The organism is Endozoicomonas sp. (assembly GCF_965196975.1).
Lineage (GTDB): Bacteria > Pseudomonadota > Gammaproteobacteria > Pseudomonadales > Endozoicomonadaceae > Endozoicomonas.
The window spans coordinates 2173436-2193655 of sequence record NZ_OZ239981.1 but is presented as its reverse complement, the minus strand read 5'-3'; the positions used below and the strand labels follow the sequence as shown (position 1 = coordinate 2193655).

The following is a 20220-nucleotide window of genomic DNA, read 5'->3' as shown; positions in this document are numbered from 1 at the left end:
GTGTGATTTTTACGGTAAAGCTTCAGAAGAGTTGATACTGTTCTCCGTAGATATACTCCTCTGAACTTTTACCGAAATCATTAATCTTCTTGATCCATAACCAACCATTGAGTTGAGAATGTTAAAATTTTTAATACATTGCTCGTTTGCATTCTGTATGGATCTGACTGCTTTTTTATTCGTAACTATTCAGCACCCTTCATATAAATCTGGAATTTTCTGATTTTTCGACCATCATCTTATACTCAATTTTTCTAACAAATCTCCAGTATGGAACCAGACTTCCCAGCTACTCCGTTTACCGAAGCTCTCCTTAAAGAGAATGAAGAGCTTCGGACCGAGAATGCGCTTTTACGGGAACGTTGCAGCGAACTGGAAGAAAGGGTTAATAAAAACAGTCAAAACAGTAGTAAGCCACCATCGTCAGATGGTTATCAAAAGCCCAGTAAAAAAGGGAGTGATAAAGGTGATACATCTTCCAAAGAAGCCCCCTGCTCCTCACAGGAAACACCGAACCCCAAAAGCCTTAGACCATCTTCAGGCAATAAACCAGGTGGCCAGAAAGGTCATCAAGGCTCTTGTTTGAGACGTGTCGCCTTACCCGATTATGTCAGGCATCTGAAGGTTGAAAAATGTTGCTGTTGCCAGTCTTCGCTTATCGATATTAAACCCACCAAATACATTGAGCGACAGGTTTTTGATCCAGGTAGACCCGGAGAATTTGAAGTTACCGCGTACTGGGCAGACGTTAAAGTATGTCCTTGTGGTAAACGGAACACCGCTGAGTTTCCCCAAGGAGTGAAAGCCGCTGCTCAATACGGAGAAGTGACTCAGGCAATGGCTGTTCATTTAAACCAGTATCACTTCATCCCATATCACCGGGTGTCTGAGTATTTCAATACTATTTATTGCATGAGTGTCAGCGCAGGCTCTGTTGCCAATTTTGTTGCCTATACCCATGAGAACCTGGCCTCTACTGAGCAGAGTATCCGCGATGCTTTACAAGAAAGTCCGGTTGCAGGAGCGGATGAAACTGGCATGCGGGTTGACGGTTCACTGTGGTGGTTACACATTATGCGAGATGACCAATGGACGCTTTACTACCTCTCAGAAAGGCGAGGTTGTGAAGCAATGGATGCAATGGGCATCCTGCTGACTTTTGCAGGCATTCTGGTTCACGATCATTGGAAGTCCTACTTTGCCTATGCGGCAGTGCATGTGCTTTGTAATGCCCATCATCTGAGAGAGCTTCAGGGAGTTGTCGATAGGGATGCGAATAAGCTGGCTCTGCGGCTGATGAAATTGCTTACGCTCTCCTGGCACTTCTGCAAGAAATACAAAGCAGCCGGTCTGACTCAAATGCCTGGTGCAATACAGCTTCGCATTGAGACGATATACGACCAAATCCTTCAAAGGGCTCTCACGAAGGAAACCGCTTATATGGAAAAACAACGACAGGTGCTTGGACGTAAGAAGGTCAGGAATACCAAGGCCTACAACCTGTTCAAAAGGCTTATTGAGTTTAAGGTTGAAACGTTGCGCTTCATGTCGGACTTTTCAATTCCCTTCGATAACAATGGCAGTGAACGTGATGCCAGGATGGCCAAACTTAAGCAGAAGATCTCAGGCTGCTTCAGAAGCGAAGACGGAGGTACCATGTTTACCCGAATCCGAAGCTATTTATCATCTGCTAAAAAGCAGGGGTTGAACATATTTCAGGCGCTTCTTAAAGCGGTTCGAAATTACAACAATACGCCTTTGCTGGGTGCTGAATAGTTACTTTTATTCTAAAGAGGTTTCTTTAATACCCGCTTTTCTGCAAAACAATGCCTTCCATTCCCTGTGCTTCAGGGATCTCTAAAGGTTCAACGGTGAGCATAAAAACCATTCCAATAATTATCTGAATTGGCAGTACATTCCGTACCATTTATCCATGTTACTGAATCCGCGCATGTGAATTATGAGCGTACGTTGCTTTGTAGAAGCTCTGAAATGGCCGTTAAAGCTGACCTGATTTTTTCCTCCGTTGGTTTTTCTGCTTTGCCGGGGTAGGCAAATCGATCAGGGTCACTTTCACCTTTTGAGAGCTGAAACTCCAGGCTAGCTTTTATGTATTCTCCCAGTGTTGTCATTAATACGTGTTCATAGTGACCCTTTTTCTGGAAGTGAGTCATTATTGGCAGCCTGCTTTGATGAGTGTCTGGTGTCAGCTCTGCAAGGTGAGTATGGTCTGGAACTGGTCCCAGCCTATAATTATATAGGTCGCGTTCTCCAAGTATTCCTAAAAATGCACAAAGCATAGTGCAGTAATTTCTTGAGGACGTTGAATGAAAAGGAACACCATTAAATAAATATACCGCATCTCTTCCATCAGAGTCTGGACAACTAACTTCCAGGTAGTGATCTGTCTGAGAGTTGCAATAATTAATAATTTGTTGAGATATTGCTTTGTTGGCATCGCAATAAATATCATTAGGTATTGCATAACCAATGATTTTTTCACTAAAGCCATCACGGAGTGCCGTCAGCCCGATTAAAACAAGGTCCGGATCTCTTGAATCATCCTGATAGGTTTGAACGGATGGGTCTGAACGCCACACTTGCATCTTTGTCTGCTCTTCAAGGTGAGGTATTTTTTTCCCAATATCAGCATCAGTGTAGAGAACAAGTTTATCTTTTGGGATTTCAACCAGAAAGACATTTTCAGGACAGTCCAGTACATCAAGCATTATGCTTTCTTTATCAGTAGTCCCATAGCTTCTTTTTTCATGCAAAATATCTAAAACTTCTGAATTGTTCGTCATGAGGTAATAATCAACATTGGTTCCGCTGTTTTCAGCCGTATTTATATGCATAAAACTGGCGGCGTCATCACTGGATTCTTCCAGCCGCTGGATTAGCGAAACCATCTCATCAGTACCATATTGAATACATTGTGATGCGAGAGTGTTATATAGCTCACAAACTATACAGTACTGCTCCATATGGTCTAATGCTTTAAAGGTATCAAGTCTACAGGTATAAATTCCGGGTGCTCTCTCTGAATGATTGAAACAATAGTGCTCTATTTTCACAGCTACTATGGGAACACCACTCATAATAGTTAACTGTCATGCCCGCTTCTGTTATTTCCAGCTCTACCAAAAGCATCGTTTTGCAAATTGAAGTTTCTATAGATTCAGGCAACATGCTGAATCTTGAAGATAGTTTACAGCGTGCACTCAATGAAGCCGGGCAGCTTGGAACAAAAGAGTTATTGGGGCTATTTGAATCACCCAATAAAGAACCTATCGTCGTTAATCAGCAGAAGTGGAACTACAAAGGAAAGGTTCTTAAGCACTATGAAACCTTATACGGTCGTATACCTTTGGAGCGCTCCGTATATCAGGGTGTCAGAGGTGGCAGTACTCTGGCAGCACTTGATCTTCGTGCCGGTATTATTGGTTCAGCTACCCCCAAATTTGCCAAGTCTATCGCCTGGAAATACAGCCAGATGCCAGCGCCTGCGGTAAAAGAAGATTTTGAGACCAACCATCAAAGGACGCTTTCAAATTCTTATATCAAGCATTTATCGGACAGAGTAGGTGCATTAATTGAAGACCAGCAAGACACTCACTACCACCTTCCTCCACTAAAAGAGCCTGTTGAAACAATAGCCATTGGTCTGGATGGAACCTGCATGCTGCTTTGTGAAGAAGGCTGGAGGGAAGCCATGTGTGGGACATTGAGCCTATATTCTGCAGATGGAGACAGGCTCCACACGATATATACAGCCAGTTCGCCAGAGTATGGTAAACAAAGCTTTATGAGCAAGCTCGACGAGGAGATTGCAGATCTAAAACGACTCTACCCAAATGCCACATACATCGGGGTAGCTGACGGGGCTAGAGAAAACTGGAGTTATTTGAAACAACATACCTCTGGGCAGATACTCGATTTTTATCATGCATCTGAATATTTAGCTGGAGCAGCGGAAGCACTGTTTCCAACCAGTAAGGCGAAGCGACACCAGTGGCTTGAAGACAGGCTACATAGTTTGAAAAACAAGCGTGGAGCAGCCAAAAAAATCCTTCAGGAAATTGAATCAGCCGAGCTCCCGAAAAAGACAATCGCACTGACAGAGAAGCGCTACAAAGCTGTGAGCTATTTTACAAACAATCACCAGTTAATGAATTATCATCAGGCGCTTAAACGCCATTGGCCAATAGGTTCAGGAGTTACTGAAGCGGCTTGTAAGACTCTGGTAAAGCAACGATTATGTGGTTCTGGAATGAGGTGGAAAGCAACAGGAGCGGAAGTGCTTTTGACAACAAGAGCACTGATCCAGAGTAAGGGGCGCTGGGAACAACTTTGGTCTGAGTTCATGACTGGAAAGGTTGAAGCTAACCTATGAGTCAGTTATCAAATTGAGAGAGCACCCTGACTGTTAATCGTTGATAACTGCACACTTTGAAGCGCTTCTTTAGTTCTTTTCAAGTGAAGTGCTGCATCTATTTCACTGTTGTCAGGGTGCATAATGCCTTTATCAATGAGTAATGAAAAGGCATTGTGAAACGCTTCCAGTTCACCTTTTGTGGCAGCTATTTGTAATCCTTGAGAGTTTGCCTTCTTAATTTGAAGGAGCTCAAAAAAATAGGGAAAGGCAACTTCACGTACCTTATCCTGCCACTCTTTAGTAAACAGTAAACCTTCTTCTCGACTGAGCTGTTGATTATGACTGTGATATACCCTCATCGCTGATTTTAAGGTCTGGCAGCCTTTTAACCGATTCAGGGCACTTTTCAGTGTTTCGGACATTGGTCCTACTTTACGGTTATTAGCCGTATCAATTTGCCGTTGTTTTCCGCCCGCCGGAATGTCTTTACCACTGGATCTGGCTTCTGAAATAGTTCTTGCACCTTTTTTACCGTGTCTAACTGTCTGGCTGAGGGGCTGGTTTTGACCCGGCATCTGATCGCTTCGTGCGTTTCTTCGAATAAATGGCATATTTAAATCCTTTTAAATCATTGGGTTATCAGTTTTGTTTGCTGCCTTTCCAATATGTTGTATTGAGGATGGTTTATTGGCTGTGCCAAATGGTGTTATTCGATATTCTTACCTATAAGGTTAGTTTTATGCTGTCATTAGATACAGTTAGAGAGAGTGAATCCATTAGACATAGGTAAAACATTGGAGGATGACAGAGAGTAGCCCTTAATTAATCAGAAGAACTGCTCAGGAGGATCCCCCAGAGGCATAAAGGGTTATGGGGTTAGACACTTAATCTCGATGAAATGGGCAGCCCCCTTTATTTTTAATATCGGTGTTTTGCTGCTCTGAGAGGTAAATGGGCAATGTACCGTTCCACACTGGCAGTGCCAGATCCTCCTCTTCTTCGTTGGGGCCACCTTTGCGGCTTTTATAAGACGCTTCGTGAATGGTCAGTTTCAGCAATGCCGTGGCTTTACGCTCCTTGTTACTAGGGGGACGAATCTGACTCCACCGTCCGGGTTCGATATCCTCAATGATACTTTTGAAGGCGTGATCAAATTCTTCGGTGGATTCCACCCGGCTGCCGCTGCAGAAAAGCACCGCAGACCGGTAATTGACTCCGGTATGGTAGGCCGACTTGGAGAGCACCCACTCACTGGCCTCGGCAAACGAAATGCATATTTCACTGCCGGCGGAAATCAGCTTATCCAGCCGGGATTTATTCAGAGTATGGAAATAGAGGTACTCATCTATCCGCCAGAAGGTCATGGGAATGACGACCGGACACTGGCTCTCTGGATCATGGAAAGCCATATGGCCAAGCTTTAAATCATCGATAAGCTGAAATACATCGGCCTTATTATAGGAGGCGCGTTTGCTGCCACGGCGTACGGTTGAGCGTGGACTGCTGGTAAACTGGCTGTCTATTTCTTCATGCTCGTATTGAGAGTATTGGCTCATGTCCCGTTTCCATTGCTGATTTCCATCTACTCAGTTCAGCTAAAGTATCGTAAGCTATTGGTGCTCTTATAAGGTCCAATTTATAAAAATTCAGGGTGCCAATTTGGATTTGCGAAATATCCAACTCCAGCAGAAAAAACAGCACAGCCATGGTTTGTCGTTAACCCAACAGCTTTTTCTGGCCCTGCGGGAGAAAATTCTTTCTCAGCAGCTATTAGTCGGCAGTCGCTTACCTGCATCGCGTATCCTGGCGAAAGATCTGGGGGTTAGCCGAAATACAGTAAACAGTGTCTATGAACAGCTGCGTGCGGAGGGGTATGTCAACAGTCGTGAAGGCAGTGGTTTTTACATCAGTGAGCAATTGCCCCAGTTTGATCGTTCCCCCCATATTGCCAGGGGAAAGCCTGTTCAGGATTGGCCTCCACTGTCGGACTATGGCCATCAGCTGCTGAAGCGCCCTGGAGGGCATGGCTCAAAGCCAAAAGACATTGCCAATTTACCCTTCTCTGTAGGTTTGCCGGATTTTCAGGCATTCCCGATCAAGATCTGGCAACAGCTGATACGGCGGCACAGTGATCGACCAATTCTGATGGGCTATCACAGCCATCAGGGGTACGCGCCGCTTCGGAATGCGCTGGCAGACTACCTCAATATCAGCCGTGGGCTGAAATGCCAGCCTGAGCAGATCGTCATTACCCAGGGGGCTCAGCAGGGGCTGGCACTGTGCGCACAGTTACTGATGAACGCCGGTGATACGGCGCTGGTGGAAGAACCCGGCTACTCGGGAGCACGCAAAGCCCTGATGTCAAACGGTGCCAGCCTTCAAGCGGTCACTCATGGTGATAATGGCATTAATGTCGGTGCACTGCCCGAAGGTGAGTACCGGCTTCTCTGCTGTACGCCGACCCATCAATACCCCATGGGCGGGATTCTGACGGCCAGTGAGCGCCTGCAACTGCTGCAATGGGCCGAAAGAAACCGTTGCTGGATTGTAGAAGACGACTACGACAGTGAGTTTCATTACTACAGTCAGCCGATTGCGGCGATGGCCGGAATGGCTGAGCGTACACCGGTGATTTATATGGGCAGTTTCAGTAAGACGCTTCTGCCAGGGTTGCGTCTTGGATACCTGGTGGTTCCTGAGCACCTGGTCGGTGTGTTTGTTGATGCTAAAGCCTTCAGCGGGGGAGAGACACCGCTGTTAACTCAGGCCGTCGTGGCGGACTTTATTGAGGAAGGGCATTTTTACCGTCATCTCCGCCGAAGCAGAAAACTCTATCAGCAAAAGTGGGAGCATATGCAGCGTTTGTGTGAACAACACCTGGCCGGGATAATGACCCCGGTGGCACAAAGTGCTGGTATGCATCTGGCACTGGTATTTAACCATCAGCAGATTGATGATCGTAAAGTCTGCCAGGAATTTGCCATGAAAGGGTTTGGTGGCAGTCCACTCAGCAGCTATTACCATTCATCTCGACCACAAAAAGGACTGGTGCTGGGCTTTGCGAACACCTCTGAAGACGAACGGGTTAAAGGTATTAAAACGCTGAGCCAGTTACTGTAGTTTATTAACCCGATCGATAAAGTCAGTAAACACTGTGACCAGCTCAGTGTTTACTGGTAAAGAAGGGGGGGGAAGTTTCAAGATTAACACTGGCTTCAGTTGCTGAATCTTTCAGTACATGGTTCATGCCCTGAATAATGACTTTTTGAGCTTTTGGGCTTGCTGTGGCAAGAAACTCTGCGTCGTGAATACCCACCTGAAGATCAGTAGATCCCTGGATAATCAGGGTAGGAATCTTGAGCTTGGCCACCTCAATTGCCGGATCGTATTGAACCCAGGAAATCATATAGGGTTGGACACTGGGGCGGAAAAGTGAATTGAGCACAGGGTCTCTTTTCCAGAGAGCCAGAGTGGGTATCCAGTGAGATAATCGACTCGGATTGCCTGGCAAAAAGATTAATTGTGGTGACTATCAGTGGGGTGCTCTCTCAATTTGATAACTGACTCATAGGTTAGCTTCAACCTTTCCAGTCATGAACTCAGACCAAAGTTGTTCCCAGCGCCCCTTACTCTGGATCAGTGCTCTTGTTGTCAAAAGCACTTCCGCTCCTGTTGCTTTCCACCTCATTCCAGAACCACATAATCGTTGCTTTACCAGAGTCTTACAAGCCGCTTCAGTAACTCCTGAACCTATTGGCCAATGGCGTTTAAGCGCCTGATGATAATTCATTAACTGGTGATTGTTTGTAAAATAGCTCACAGCTTTGTAGCGCTTCTCTGTCAGTGCGATTGTCTTTTTCGGGAGCTCGGCTGATTCAATTTCCTGAAGGATTTTTTTGGCTGCTCCACGCTTGTTTTTCAAACTATGTAGCCTGTCTTCAAGCCACTGGTGTCGCTTCGCCTTACTGGTTGGAAACAGTGCTTCCGCTGCTCCAGCTAAATATTCAGATGCATGATAAAAATCGAGTATCTGCCCAGAGGTATGTTGTTTCAAATAACTCCAGTTTTCTCTAGCCCCGTCAGCTACCCCGATGTATGTGGCATTTGGGTAGAGTCGTTTTAGATCTGCAATCTCCTCGTCGAGCTTGCTCATAAAGCTTTGTTTACCATACTCTGGCGAACTGGCTGTATATATCGTGTGGAGCCTGTCTCCATCTGCAGAATATAGGCTCAATGTCCCACACATGGCTTCCCTCCAGCCTTCTTCACAAAGCAGCATGCAGGTTCCATCCAGACCAATGGCTATTGTTTCAACAGGCTCTTTTAGTGGAGGAAGGTGGTAGTGAGTGTCTTGCTGGTCTTCAATTAATGCACCTACTCTGTCCGATAAATGCTTGATATAAGAATTTGAAAGCGTCCTTTGATGATTGGTCTCAAAATCTTCTTTTACCGCAGGCGCTGGCATCTGGCTGTATTTCCAGGCGATAGACTTGGCAAATTTGGGGGTAGCTGAACCAATAATACCGGCACGAAGATCAAGTGCTGCCAGAGTACTGCCACCTCTGACACCCTGATATACGGAGCGCTCCAAAGGTATACGACCGTATAAGGTTTCATAGTGCTTAAGAACCTTTCCTTTGTAGTTCCACTTCTGCTGATTAACGACGATAGGTTCTTTATTGGGTGATTCAAATAGCCCCAATAACTCTTTTGTTCCAAGCTGCCCGGCTTCATTGAGTGCACGCTGTAAACTATCTTCAAGATTCAGCATGTTGCCTGAATCTATAGAAACTTCAATTTGCAAAACGATGCTTTTGGTAGAGCTGGAAATAACAGAAGCGGGCATGACAGTTAACTATTATGAGTGGTGTTCCCATAGTAGCTGTGAAAATAGAGCACTATTGTTTCAATCATTCAGAGAGAGCACCCTATCAGTGAAAACAGTAAGAGGCTTTTTTCGTATCCCAGTTGTATGGGGTTCCATAAAAAAAAAATGAGCATAGAACACAGTATTTAATGGTAACAGGGCTTAATGATGTTATTCGAAGCATTTTTCCAGGTTTTTGTCAGTGCAATGATGGGCATCAATATAATAAGTACATGGGCTGTCATGAGGCGGATTGAAATCAGCTTTGTGTTTGTTAGTCGTGATGTTGGCGGCAACCGCCTGTATTCCTGTGTGACTGGAGTTGACAGTATCAATGATGATTTTATTGCAGGTTTGTATTGTTAGTTTTTTTTTGAGATTGAATTGTTGAAAAATAGGTATGGGTATTTATTTCAGGTGTAAGTATATTATTAATAATATTTTTTTCTGGAATGAAAATTAATTTTAATTCAAATTAAAAGATAGTGGTTTTTTATTTGACGAGTATTTGTTCGTTTGATTTTTTTTGTTGATTAAGAACTTAACTGTTTTATGTTGGTCATATTTTTGCGATTAACTAAAGCGTGGACGTTGAGGATAAAAAAGACAGCTGTTTTCTGCTCTTCATGATCTTGGTAACTTCTTGGTGTTTTTTCAATCCGGTTTTTATTAAAAGAATCGGAACGTCGTCAAAGATATTTAAAGCATTCGGAGTAATTATTTTGGGACCGTCATCGTCATCACTATCTCAATATAGACATCAAATTGGGCAGTTTGAGAATAGAGAGTCAAGCAGCAGGGTAGAGGATAGAGCGCTTGAAAGAGCGATTGCACGTGCCACCCGTAATGATCAGGGTAATTATAATGGGCGATCGGTTACAGCAGCAAAAGCGATGATTGGTGTTATTATTGCCTCATCGATTGCTGCAGGGGTTGCTAGTGCTGCTACGAGCAGTTCTTCGGGTTCTGGTTGTTTACGTGTTACCAGGGCAAGTCAAAATGGAACAGGTTTTGGGGCAGTTAATGTTACTAATACTTGTGATTGGGGCGAAAGAGTTACATTCAAGCAGGAATGTATTAAGAGAAATAATGGACACCAAAAATCTTTTGATATTAAGCCTCATGAAAATACTATCCTTAGTAATGTTAAGGGTCGCTGTTATAGAGAAGGTAGATGGAAATCAGAAAGGGTTTATACCGAAAAAGAAGTGATGTGCGAAATAGCCAGAGGCTCAAATCATAATAAGTATGTTCGGATGGCTAAAGACTGGGTGTCGAGTTCTGGTACATCCTGCTCTCAAGGAAAAAAAATTCAGCGTGAGCGTATGGAGGAAATGAAAGAAGGTTTATCTACATGTTATGATTTAGATAATAAAGATAAGTTTAGTTTAAAATCGGAAGAAAAAGAAAAATGTTTCACTGTATTAACCGATGCTGCGAAATTGATGAAAGAGGAAAATCAAGGTGTATATTCATTAATGCTTGATCAGGCTGCAGCTGAATTCGATCCCGGTGAATGTAAAGGACATGTTACTCTCCAGAGGTATGGAGGTGTTTTTACTAGAGTTTGTGATAAATTGAATGAAGAAGAGGCTAAGAAAACGGATGATCAGCCTGGAACAGTAAATGATCTCTTGTGTGAATTGGCTAAAGGGCCAGAGAATAATATGCAGGCTGTAAAAGCTCGAGAGTTGCTATCTAGAGGTGATATTAGCTGTTCGGAAAGTAAAAAGCTTACAAGAGAAGAAATGATAGATTTGCAAGATATGTTAGTAGAGTGTGTTAGTTATGAAGGCTCTTTAAGGGAAAGTATCAGTACAGATAAAAGGAAAAGTTGTTATGAAACTCTGAAATCTGCAAGTGATTTTGTAAGGTCAAGAAATAAAGATGGAGACGAAGGGAGAGCAAATCTGTTAAGCATTGCAGCAGACGAGATTTATTCTGGGTTTGGTGGTAGATATATAAATTATAATGGATTGAGAGGGGTGATGGGTAGCGTATATGATGCATTATCTGACTTGGTGAACTTTGATTCTGGGGGGGGGGATGGTTCAAAGGGGAGAATGGAACAAATTAAGACGGCAGATGAAATGCTGTGTGGATTTTCATATGGAGTTGATTCTGATCCACAAGTTAAGTTGGCTAAGCAGTGGGTTGATAGTTCTAGTATGAATTGCATGTCAATGATAGAAGCTGGTGGCAGGGATGTGATTGAGCAATTACAAAAAGACTTGGTTAAATGTTACGGTTTTGATGGTAAATCTAGAAAAGATATCCCCAAAGAAGATAAAGAACAGTGTCAACAGGCTCTTACGGATGCTGCTTATTTAATGACTAAAGGGGTTGAGAATGGTGAAGTGTATGCTCAGTTATTGAGAAGTGCCGTTGTTGATTTTAGTCCTGATCGATGCGATGGTTACATCAATTTAAACTCTATTAAATCATCGCTTTCAAAAGCAAGTGAAATACTTAAAGCCAAATTAGGCGTCGATATTGAAGGTGACTAATTTCTGAAAATACTCTTCTAAACTGGAGCATAGGAGAGAAGAATAGATGCCATAATTAAATATTGCCTGTGGAGTCTACCTATAGACTCGCAAAGGAAAGTAGGTGCGATACAAAGTTTCGAGTAACTCGATTTGTTAGTGGGTTATATGTGTGAGGTACTTTTTAAAGCTCTCCCTTGTCACACATTTAACCCTCTACCAAATTTCATTCTTCACCTTCTGCCAGATTAAGAAACTTCAAGCCAAGACTTAAAAGCAGAATAGCGATGGGTAGCGTCAGTATCTGCCAGCTGAGGTTGTCGATGTTCATTAAAACAATTTCAAGGAACTTAACAAACAGAATAATCACGATCACCTCGGCCAGGACATTCTTCAGGTGCCCAATATTGGGTGTTTTGATCCAGGCAAGCACACTGGTACCGTCGTCGTTTGCTGGTTTCTTGTTGGAAATAAACAGCGTAAACACGCCATGGGCGAAAATAAACAGCACAAAGGCAATCAGGAAGGTATCCAGCGACTTGATCAAATAGGAGGTGGCAATGTCGGCTGTATCCAGGTGGGCAAGGCTTTTATGAGGGATTTTTCCCAGGAAAACCACGGCAAAAGCGGCGTAGGTTTTGGTCGCGCCAACAATAAAGAGCAGGAATGAACCAAGGGTTGAGCAGACAATGGCCACCCAGCCAATATAGCGAAAGATATTGAATGTTTTTTTCATGGCAAACGCATCACATGGAATGGTTTACCCAGTATATGCAACAGCAGGAAAGGATAACCGGTATCGCAAAGTACCGGCTATCCCGTTAATCAACAGCATTGAATGTGACGCTTCAGGTAGACGCTTTCAGTATGGCATCCAGCAACGCTTTATAGTTGTCTTCCATCGGGTAATCACCGGATGTCCAGCCCAGTCTGACCAGAACCGTATTGGCAGAGGGAATGATCATCACGGATTGTTTGCGATTTCCCAGCATGGCATAAGCATCTTCCGGGAGTGATGGCCAGCGCAGCTGATCATCTCCCCGGTTCAGCCAGAACTGGTAGCCATAAGACTTTTCATTGTCACTGGTGTTGGGCGCTTGTGCGGCAGTTACCCAGTTATCCGGCAGCAGCTTCTGTCCATTAATGTCACCGCTATTGGCCATAATCAAGCCGAACCGAGCCCAGTCCCTGCCAGAGGCATAGAGGTATGAGCTGCCCACCAGAACACCGGACGCATCGGGTTCAAAGGTGGCGGTCGAAATCCCGGCGGGCACAAATAATTCGGTTTGAACAAAGTCCATGGTTTGAGCCGGATCACTGCCCAGTGTCTGATGGATATAACGGGAAAGCAGATTCGTTGTGCCGGAGGAATAGGAAAAATGGCTGCCAGGTTCATGATCCAGTGGGCTGGTCATGGCAACATCCGAGGCACTGGGCGCAGTAAACAGCATATGGGTAGCATCACTGCCCGGAGCATAGGTTTCATCAAAGGCCAGACCACTGCTCATCTGCAGTAACTGCTCAAGGGAAAGTTCAGCCCGTGTATCCGTCCACTGGTCAAACAGTGCAGTGTCGTTTTTTGACACTTTCCCGAGGGCTTCCAGACGGCCCAGCATCATGGCCGTTATGCTTTTCCCCATGGACCAGCCTAATAAGGGAGTCGTCTGATTAAACCCGTTGCCATAGGCTTCGGCAATAATCTGGCCATCCTGAACCACCACCATGGCACGGCTGTCGAGCCCATTGCGATTGTCTTCAGCAAGCATCGATTCAAGGACATTCTGAATAGCCGGGTTAACCGTGCCGACGTGGTTTCCTTTCGGCCAGGGGGCATGATCCGGTTCTGGTAATGGCTGTGATGCCAATTGGTCCAGTGTATCGACACCATCAACATCAATGGTGCATCCCAGTCCCTGGCGGTAGGTAGCAACTGTGGGCGCCAGGCCAAAAAGATCAGCACTCACCTGACTGGGGGTATTGGAGTATTTAAGGTTAACCAGCTCTGTAACTGGAGAATAGGACGACAGGTCACTGACAATTTGTTGATCATCAAGACCGCTGATAAAGCGTGCGGAACAGGCCAGTTTGGCACTGAGGCTGGTGGCCACCTGAACCGCATGACCCAGATTAAACAGGGAGAACCCCAGAAAATAGGGCGGAACAGCAATCAGCAGGCCAGAAAACAGAGCCAGAGAAATCAATAGCTTTTTCATTATTGTTATTCTTTTGGGTTAGTTACAACGTCTGGCAAAGCTTATGGTGATCTGGGTCGGAAATCCAGTGGTTAACGCTGTTGATAGGTGTCTTTTAGTGGTTTTTCTGGAGGCAATTACCCATAAACGGGCCTATGGTTATCGAGTTAGACGACAAGTAGCCAGTAGTGAGCAGAAGAGGTTGTTATGAGCCATTTACGGATTCCAGCTAATTGGACGATCCAGCGTTCTACCCCTTTTTTTACCAAAGACAATGTACCGGAGGCGTTATTAACTCATCACAATACTGCAGCAGGTGTTTTTGGACAGCTGTGTGTGATGGAAGGTAGCGTAATCTATTACGGTTTTGCCGATCAGCAGGCGACGGAGCCAGAGGTAACGGTGGTCATCAATGCTGGTGAATTTGCCACCAGCCCACCTCAATACTGGCACCGGATTGAACTGAGTGATGATGCCCAGTTCAATATTATAGAACTTACGCATTGACAGCTCTGATAAAAGATGGTCTCAGCCAGTCTTTACCATCAGAGAAGCTCTTAATGAAGTCCCAAATAGCATCCTTGAGCGCATCATTCTTAACGCGATAGATGCTACTGAGAGATTCAGATACTTTCTTGGCCTGAAGGCAGGCATACCCAAAGATAGAGGCAAAAATATGGTTCCTGACCTGCTGCTTTCCTCTCACCTGAAAGCGCTCAATACTGCAGAGTTGTTTCAGCGCCCGGTGATACTCTTCGATCGCCCAATGGTGCAGGTGAAGTTCATTAAAGCCTACCTGTGGTGATACCTCTGATCCAGCATGGGGTGTGTAGACGACGTAATGGCGCAGCTCGTTTTTTAGCCGCGTCCGGTACAAACGCACAGAACCAAAATTACGTAGCCAAACGGTTATTCCCTCTTCAGGAATCTCCAGGCTCTGCACTTGTTGGTAGTCACCCTTTTGGATAGAAACAGTACGGTTGCTTTTAACGGCAAACATAAAACCCAGACCGTTGTTTTTCACAGTCTTCAGGTTTGCGGCACTGCTATACCAGGAATCCCCCGTAACAAATGCAGGTCGTAAGCCCCATACAAGTACTTCTTTCAGCATCTCGAGAAAATAATCATTTTTGGACTTTCCGTCCGCAGAGTCATAGATACGGAAATTGACAGGAAGGCTATAGCCTTTGATATCGGTGTAATAGAGCGTTATGAGATTAATGCCCTTGACGGCTTTATGATGCTTGCCCGAGTAATGATAGCCGATGAATGCCGTGTAGTTACTGTACGGCTTATCCAGCACCGTATCATCAACCGATAGCGTGCCCCCATCAAGAATCAGCCTTGCGGCTACTTCCATGAAAAGGTCATTGGGAGCAAAGTCTTCACGTTGTAGAAAACGGTTAACGCTGTGGTGTGACATATCTCCGATCTCACTAAGGCGAGTACAGGTTGCTGATTTCGGCTCACACAATAGAAACCCTGTATATTTCGGCAAATCACACCCAGCTGTTGTAGGTCTTGTTATCTTTCTACGCACGACGACATCCGCTATTTTTTGCTGATCTAGCAATTTTTACAGCTGCCTGTCAATGCGAAAGTCCTATATTAATTTCTGGTCTGAAAAAACGGTGGATCAACCGCTGTTTCAAACAGGCTGATCACAAGTGCTAACTGAACAGTGGATTGAGTCTGCGAGCTTAAATGATGGTTGCTGAGCGATCCGGTTTCTTATGCCCATAATCAGCGTTGTCCACTGACCAGACAGAAACATCGGTCTCTTTCATACTGGGGTAACAGTAAAAAATAGTTGGTATTATCGTTTTTGTTCAACGTGAGTCAGGTTACGCATCTTTTATTCAAACTCCGGTGATTTAAATTATTGAACTGTCAGAGTCATTAACGGGGTGCTCTCTCAATTTGATAACTGACTCATAGGTTAGCTTCAACCTTTCCAGTCATGAACTCAGACCAAAGTTGTTCCCAGCGCCCCTTACTCTGGATCAGTGCTCTTGTTGTCAAAAGCACTTCCGCTCCTGTTGCTTTCCACCTCATTCCAGAACCACATAATCGTTGCTTTACCAGAGTCTTACAAGCCGCTTCAGTAACTCCTGAACCTATTGGCCAATGGCGTTTAAGCGCCTGATGATAATTCATTAACTGGTGATTGTTTGTAAAATAGCTCACAGCTTTGTAGCGCTTCTCTGTCAGTGCGATTGTCTTTTTCGGGAGCTCGGCTGATTCAATTTCCTGAAGGATTTTTTTGGCTGCTCCACGCTTGTTTTTCAAACTATGTAGCCTGTCTTCAAGCCACTGGTGTCGCTTCGCCTTACTGGTTGGAAACAGTGCTTCCGCTGCTCCAGCTAAATATTCAGATGCATGATAAAAATCGAGTATCTGCCCAGAGGTATGTTGTTTCAAATAACTCCAGTTTTCTCTAGCCCCGTCAGCTACCCCGATGTATGTGGCATTTGGGTAGAGTCGTTTTAGATCTGCAATCTCCTCGTCGAGCTTGCTCATAAAGCTTTGTTTACCATACTCTGGCGAACTGGCTGTATATATCGTGTGGAGCCTGTCTCCATCTGCAGAATATAGGCTCAATGTCCCACACATGGCTTCCCTCCAGCCTTCTTCACAAAGCAGCATGCAGGTTCCATCCAGACCAATGGCTATTGTTTCAACAGGCTCTTTTAGTGGAGGAAGGTGGTAGTGAGTGTCTTGCTGGTCTTCAATTAATGCACCTACTCTGTCCGATAAATGCTTGATATAAGAATTTGAAAGCGTCCTTTGATGGTTGGTCTCAAAATCTTCTTTTACCGCAGGCGCTGGCATCTGGCTGTATTTCCAGGCGATAGACTTGGCAAATTTGGGGGTAGCTGAACCAATAATACCGGCACGAAGATCAAGTGCTGCCAGAGTACTGCCACCTCTGACACCCTGATATACGGAGCGCTCCAAAGGTATACGACCGTATAAGGTTTCATAGTGCTTAAGAACCTTTCCTTTGTAGTTCCACTTCTGCTGATTAACGACGATAGGTTCTTTATTGGGTGATTCAAATAGCCCCAATAACTCTTTTGTTCCAAGCTGCCCGGCTTCATTGAGTGCACGCTGTAAACTATCTTCAAGATTCAGCATGTTGCCTGAATCTATAGAAACTTCAATTTGCAAAACGATGCTTTTGGTAGAGCTGGAAATAACAGAAGCGGGCATGACAGTTAACTATTATGAGTGGTGTTCCCATAGTAGCTGTGAAAATAGAGCACTATTGTTTCAATCATTCAGAGAGAGCACCCCATTAACGATGTAATGAAAACGACGCTGAATCCATGAGTTTATCTGTCTTATCGGTCAATATTTGGAACATATTGGGTTTTCACCAGTCCAATCAGGCATATCAGATGACAAAAGATAATTCGTTCAGTGCACAGGGCAGTGAACGGACCAGATTATCTAAACGGGAGTAGTCATGGAGCCAGCTGCAGGTCAGTCCAATGGTTCAGGGTGTTATTCAGGCAATTCGGCTCTTGCATCCCGATCAGGGCCGTATCAACTGGTAGTAACAAACGGTAATGCAACACTGCAAAGTTTTTCTTTCGGTCATCGACGCATCAATACGTTAAATGAGCCGGTAGCCTTGTTACCTAAACCGGTAACCGAAAACTGGGGTTCCAGTCATGAGGTCAGTCCCATCAACCCGGGGTTTCCTGCTCCTAAGCTCTATCAAACGGGCTCTTCGCCATTGGTTAACACCCGTTATCTGGACTATAAGCCTCAATTACTGCCCACAAATAACGACGTTAACCCTCAGGTATTGAGCTACCCAGTGCCCAAACTTCTGGATCCGGGAGATGACCCTGATAATGAGAGTCCCCTCAGTATTGTAATAAGAAAGTTGGGTGAGGATGATTTTGTAGACAGTAACGAACAGCTGTCTGCAATTGAGTTCGTGCAGCATCAAGTGATACCTGAGTTGCAGCAGATGATTGCAAAGCTGGGGGATGATAATTGGCGTATCAGATTTGTTGAATGGGTTAATTTTCAGGATGAATATGGCTTTTCACCTTTGATGAATGCTTCAAGGCATGGTGCTCTGCCAGTCATTCCACTCTTAATTCGTCTTGGGGCAACGCCTCTTCGGGAGTATGGATCAACGGCATTTCACGAAGCGCTTTCCGGAGAAAAATCTGCGTGGGGTGCGACGCGTTATCAAGTGCTTCAAACGATGCTGGTCGAACTGAAACAAAAAGCACCAGACGAACTTCCTGAGGCTATTAATAAAAAACTTAGTCCTTATCAAGCTAGTCATTTTGAAAAAGTGCTGCGTGAGATGAAGCAAAAGCTGAAATTAGAGAATACGGCGTTACACCAGCTTATGGAAGGAGGGAATGGAATTGAAATTGACGAACTATTAACACTTGTCCAATTGCTGGTTGAATATGGCGCTGATCCAATGATCGAAAATGGAAAAGGTCGAACCGTTTTTGGATATGTTCATTCCGAAAGGTTTCCGGACCGGCAAAAAATTTTCCAATCCATCATTAATAACCTGCCTGTTGATGCTCTGAATAGAGTCCGTCGTCAAATAGCCCGATTACCATCAGGCCTGCAAATAGAGCTGCAAGCGTTAATCAATAAAAGAACATCGCTGGTAAAGGGTAATGCCTGCGCTGTTCGACCGCATCAACCGGTGAGTGTTTCCGGCAGGTTACCGTACCCTCAATCATTGCCAATGCAGAGTATCCGTGTTCCACCACCACTGAGCCAGCCTCATTTTCCCACCGGAGAAAAGAGGGGGGACGAGGCATCTGAATGGTTACCAAGAGGACGTTCCACTGTGGTCCCCAGGTCAGTATTCTCAGAATCGGTGTGGAATAGACCGGTAGCCCCTGTACGGCCAATGTTTCTATCAAGTCAGAGCCAGAGTCTGCAGCCTGTCCCTGATAGTTCCAGTGGGGTAAAGGCTACTGCTTCTGCAGAACAGGATGAAAATCAGATGGCATATACCCGCCAGATTGGACAGGGTCTAAATACGCCAGAGGTAAAACCGTTACCGCCGGTAATGAGTACAAACTCTTTTGCTGATGCTTTTATAAACCCTGCTGTAACCAGCACTCAGTCTTCAGCATCTTCAATGATTTATGAATCAGGTCATTTTTCTGAAATGGTGAGTGATTTTGGTCAGGAGGCACCTTCCGGAGGAGATCCAGAGCTGAATGCCTTGTGGGATGATTTATTCAGAGATGAGCCACTACCGGCCTGTAATCCAACAGTACCAGGGTTGCAAGAAGGCATGTCGCTAGTCAGTTCGGAATGCAAGACAAGCGCTACACCTTCCAGACCTTTTCTTCAGCAGGCACCAATGAGTGGGAGTGATGTTTATGAGCAGTTGGCAACAGCTTCTGATGGCCTGCCTCTGGCAGGGTTTATGCCGGGAACTTCTTACGATTCATTTTATTCAGGTTCGAATACAGGCACGATACAGAAGATGGTTGATACGTCTTTCTCACTGATGAATGACCCCTTAAAGATTGATCATACTGCTTTTGAGAAGGGCTCAGCCCCGGAATCACTGGAGTTCAGTAGTGATAGTGATTCAGAAGTACCCGCCAATGCCAACAGCCGTTTCCCGGGTAATGTCAATTGTTACGAGGGGCGGTCGCTGACTGATCGTCAAACTGTGCTTCAGGCAAGAAGGCTGTCCGAATTGGAGAGCGATGTGTCTGAACCCGCTGCTTTTATGCCCGGCATTCAGACACCGCAATACGAGCCTCCGGTATCAACAGTATGCAGTGCTGATCACAGCAACCATAATGATTATTCATTACTTCCGGTCATGGTTGCCAATGATTCACAACCAAGAAGAAGGGGAAGGCCACGAAACGTCGAAGCGGTAGCAGGTGTTGAAAGAACGCCTAGAAGGCGTTCAGGTAGGCAAGGTATCGCCATTATTGACTTTATTATATCCGAATTAGACAAAGGGGAATCACAGAGAGTTAAGGGGCTGAGGTGGTACGATCGGAGTAAAGGGATATTTATAAAGGAGCGAAAAGCAAATGATGAATTAGCCGGACGGTGGGGGGGGATCAAAGGTAATGACGATATGAATTATGAAAAATTTGCCAGAGCGATAAGGAACCACTATTCAACTGACAGCAGTGGTAGACGTATTGAGCACTTAATCTACGGACCGGATGGTACAAATGAAGGTCGGCAGAGAAGTGACTACTACCGGATTTATTGGAAATAGCCACAAGCATTCAGTGCTGCTGGAGAGGATATGCACAACACGGACTTAAG

At 44.9% G+C, this 20220-nt stretch carries 16 protein-coding genes; 7 read left to right on the top strand and 9 right to left on the bottom strand.

The window, feature by feature from the left end:
* Positions 1-270 precede the first annotated feature (270 nt).
* Positions 271-1776 carry an IS66 family transposase gene (gene tnpC / locus ACOCLE_RS09780; RefSeq protein ID WP_419532963.1) on the top strand — a complete coding sequence of 502 codons (1506 nt, stop codon included), beginning with the start codon at positions 271-273 and terminating at the stop codon, positions 1774-1776.
* 182 nt (positions 1777-1958) lie between these two features.
* Here the strand turns inward: tnpC and ACOCLE_RS09775 are convergent, their stop codons facing one another.
* On the bottom strand, positions 1959-3098 hold the full coding sequence (locus tag ACOCLE_RS09775; protein ID WP_419536543.1) for a hypothetical protein: 1140 nt from the start codon (positions 3096-3098) through the stop codon (positions 1959-1961).
* A gap of 14 nt (positions 3099-3112) precedes the next feature.
* On the opposite strand from ACOCLE_RS09775, the gene ACOCLE_RS09770 reads away from it, so the two are divergent.
* Complete coding sequence (locus tag ACOCLE_RS09770; protein WP_419532972.1) at positions 3113-4393, top strand: ISKra4 family transposase; 1281 nt, start codon at positions 3113-3115, stop codon at positions 4391-4393.
* A gap of 8 nt (positions 4394-4401) precedes the next feature.
* Here ACOCLE_RS09770 and ACOCLE_RS09765 read toward each other — a convergent pair whose 3' ends face one another.
* Positions 4402-4986 (bottom strand): hypothetical protein, encoded by a 585-nt coding sequence (locus ACOCLE_RS09765; RefSeq protein ID WP_419536542.1) that lies wholly within the window; start codon positions 4984-4986, stop codon positions 4402-4404.
* 273 nt (positions 4987-5259) lie between these two features.
* Positions 5260-5931 (bottom strand): pyridoxamine 5'-phosphate oxidase family protein, encoded by a 672-nt coding sequence (locus tag ACOCLE_RS09760; protein ID WP_419536541.1) that lies wholly within the window; start codon positions 5929-5931, stop codon positions 5260-5262.
* A 103-nt stretch (positions 5932-6034) separates the two neighbouring features.
* Between ACOCLE_RS09760 and ACOCLE_RS09755 the strand changes: the two genes are divergently transcribed.
* Positions 6035-7495 carry a PLP-dependent aminotransferase family protein gene (locus tag ACOCLE_RS09755; RefSeq protein ID WP_419536540.1) on the top strand — a complete coding sequence of 487 codons (1461 nt, stop codon included), beginning with the start codon at positions 6035-6037 and terminating at the stop codon, positions 7493-7495.
* A gap of 43 nt (positions 7496-7538) precedes the next feature.
* Here the strand turns inward: ACOCLE_RS09755 and ACOCLE_RS09750 are convergent, their stop codons facing one another.
* Both ACOCLE_RS09750 and ACOCLE_RS09745 read right to left on the bottom strand, forming a co-directional pair.
* Entirely contained in the window at positions 7539-7820 is a 282-nt protein-coding gene (locus tag ACOCLE_RS09750; protein WP_419536539.1) for a hypothetical protein, read from the bottom strand.
* Positions 7821-7940: 120 nt separating this feature from the next.
* Positions 7941-9221: an ISKra4 family transposase gene (locus tag ACOCLE_RS09745; protein WP_419532972.1), complete on the bottom strand. Its 1281-nt coding sequence runs from the start codon at positions 9219-9221 to the stop codon at positions 7941-7943.
* 189 nt (positions 9222-9410) lie between these two features.
* On the opposite strand from ACOCLE_RS09745, the gene ACOCLE_RS09740 reads away from it, so the two are divergent.
* Entirely contained in the window at positions 9411-9608 is a 198-nt protein-coding gene (locus tag ACOCLE_RS09740; RefSeq protein ID WP_419536538.1) for a hypothetical protein, read from the top strand.
* 218 nt (positions 9609-9826) lie between these two features.
* A complete protein-coding gene (locus ACOCLE_RS09735) occupies positions 9827-11749 on the top strand; it encodes a hypothetical protein (protein ID WP_419536537.1) in 1923 nt (640 codons plus the stop codon).
* Positions 11750-11954: 205 nt separating this feature from the next.
* On the opposite strand, the gene ACOCLE_RS09730 is transcribed toward ACOCLE_RS09735, so the two are convergent.
* Positions 11955-12464 carry a YqhA family protein gene (locus ACOCLE_RS09730; RefSeq protein WP_419536536.1) on the bottom strand — a complete coding sequence of 170 codons (510 nt, stop codon included), beginning with the start codon at positions 12462-12464 and terminating at the stop codon, positions 11955-11957.
* A 112-nt stretch (positions 12465-12576) separates the two neighbouring features.
* Positions 12577-13941, bottom strand: coding sequence for a serine hydrolase domain-containing protein (locus ACOCLE_RS09725; RefSeq protein ID WP_419536535.1), 1365 nt, complete (start codon positions 13939-13941; stop codon positions 12577-12579).
* Between the two features lie 186 nt (positions 13942-14127).
* On the opposite strand from ACOCLE_RS09725, the gene ACOCLE_RS09720 reads away from it, so the two are divergent.
* A complete protein-coding gene (locus ACOCLE_RS09720; RefSeq protein WP_419536534.1) occupies positions 14128-14427 on the top strand; it encodes a DUF1971 domain-containing protein in 300 nt (99 codons plus the stop codon).
* Here ACOCLE_RS09720 and ACOCLE_RS09715 read toward each other — a convergent pair.
* Positions 14417-15460, bottom strand: a complete 1044-nt coding sequence (locus ACOCLE_RS09715; protein WP_419533005.1) for a transposase — start codon at positions 15458-15460, stop codon at positions 14417-14419. The genes ACOCLE_RS09720 and ACOCLE_RS09715 overlap by 11 nt on opposite strands.
* A gap of 392 nt (positions 15461-15852) precedes the next feature.
* The gene (locus ACOCLE_RS09710) at positions 15853-17133 is read right to left on the bottom strand and encodes an ISKra4 family transposase (protein ID WP_419532972.1); all 1281 of its coding nucleotides are present in this window, start codon (positions 17131-17133) and stop codon (positions 15853-15855) included.
* A 256-nt stretch (positions 17134-17389) separates the two neighbouring features.
* Between ACOCLE_RS09710 and ACOCLE_RS09705 the strand changes: the two genes are divergently transcribed.
* Positions 17390-20170 (top strand): ETS domain-containing protein, encoded by a 2781-nt coding sequence (locus tag ACOCLE_RS09705; protein ID WP_419536533.1) that lies wholly within the window; start codon positions 17390-17392, stop codon positions 20168-20170.
* The last annotated feature ends 50 nt before the right edge of the window (positions 20171-20220 follow it).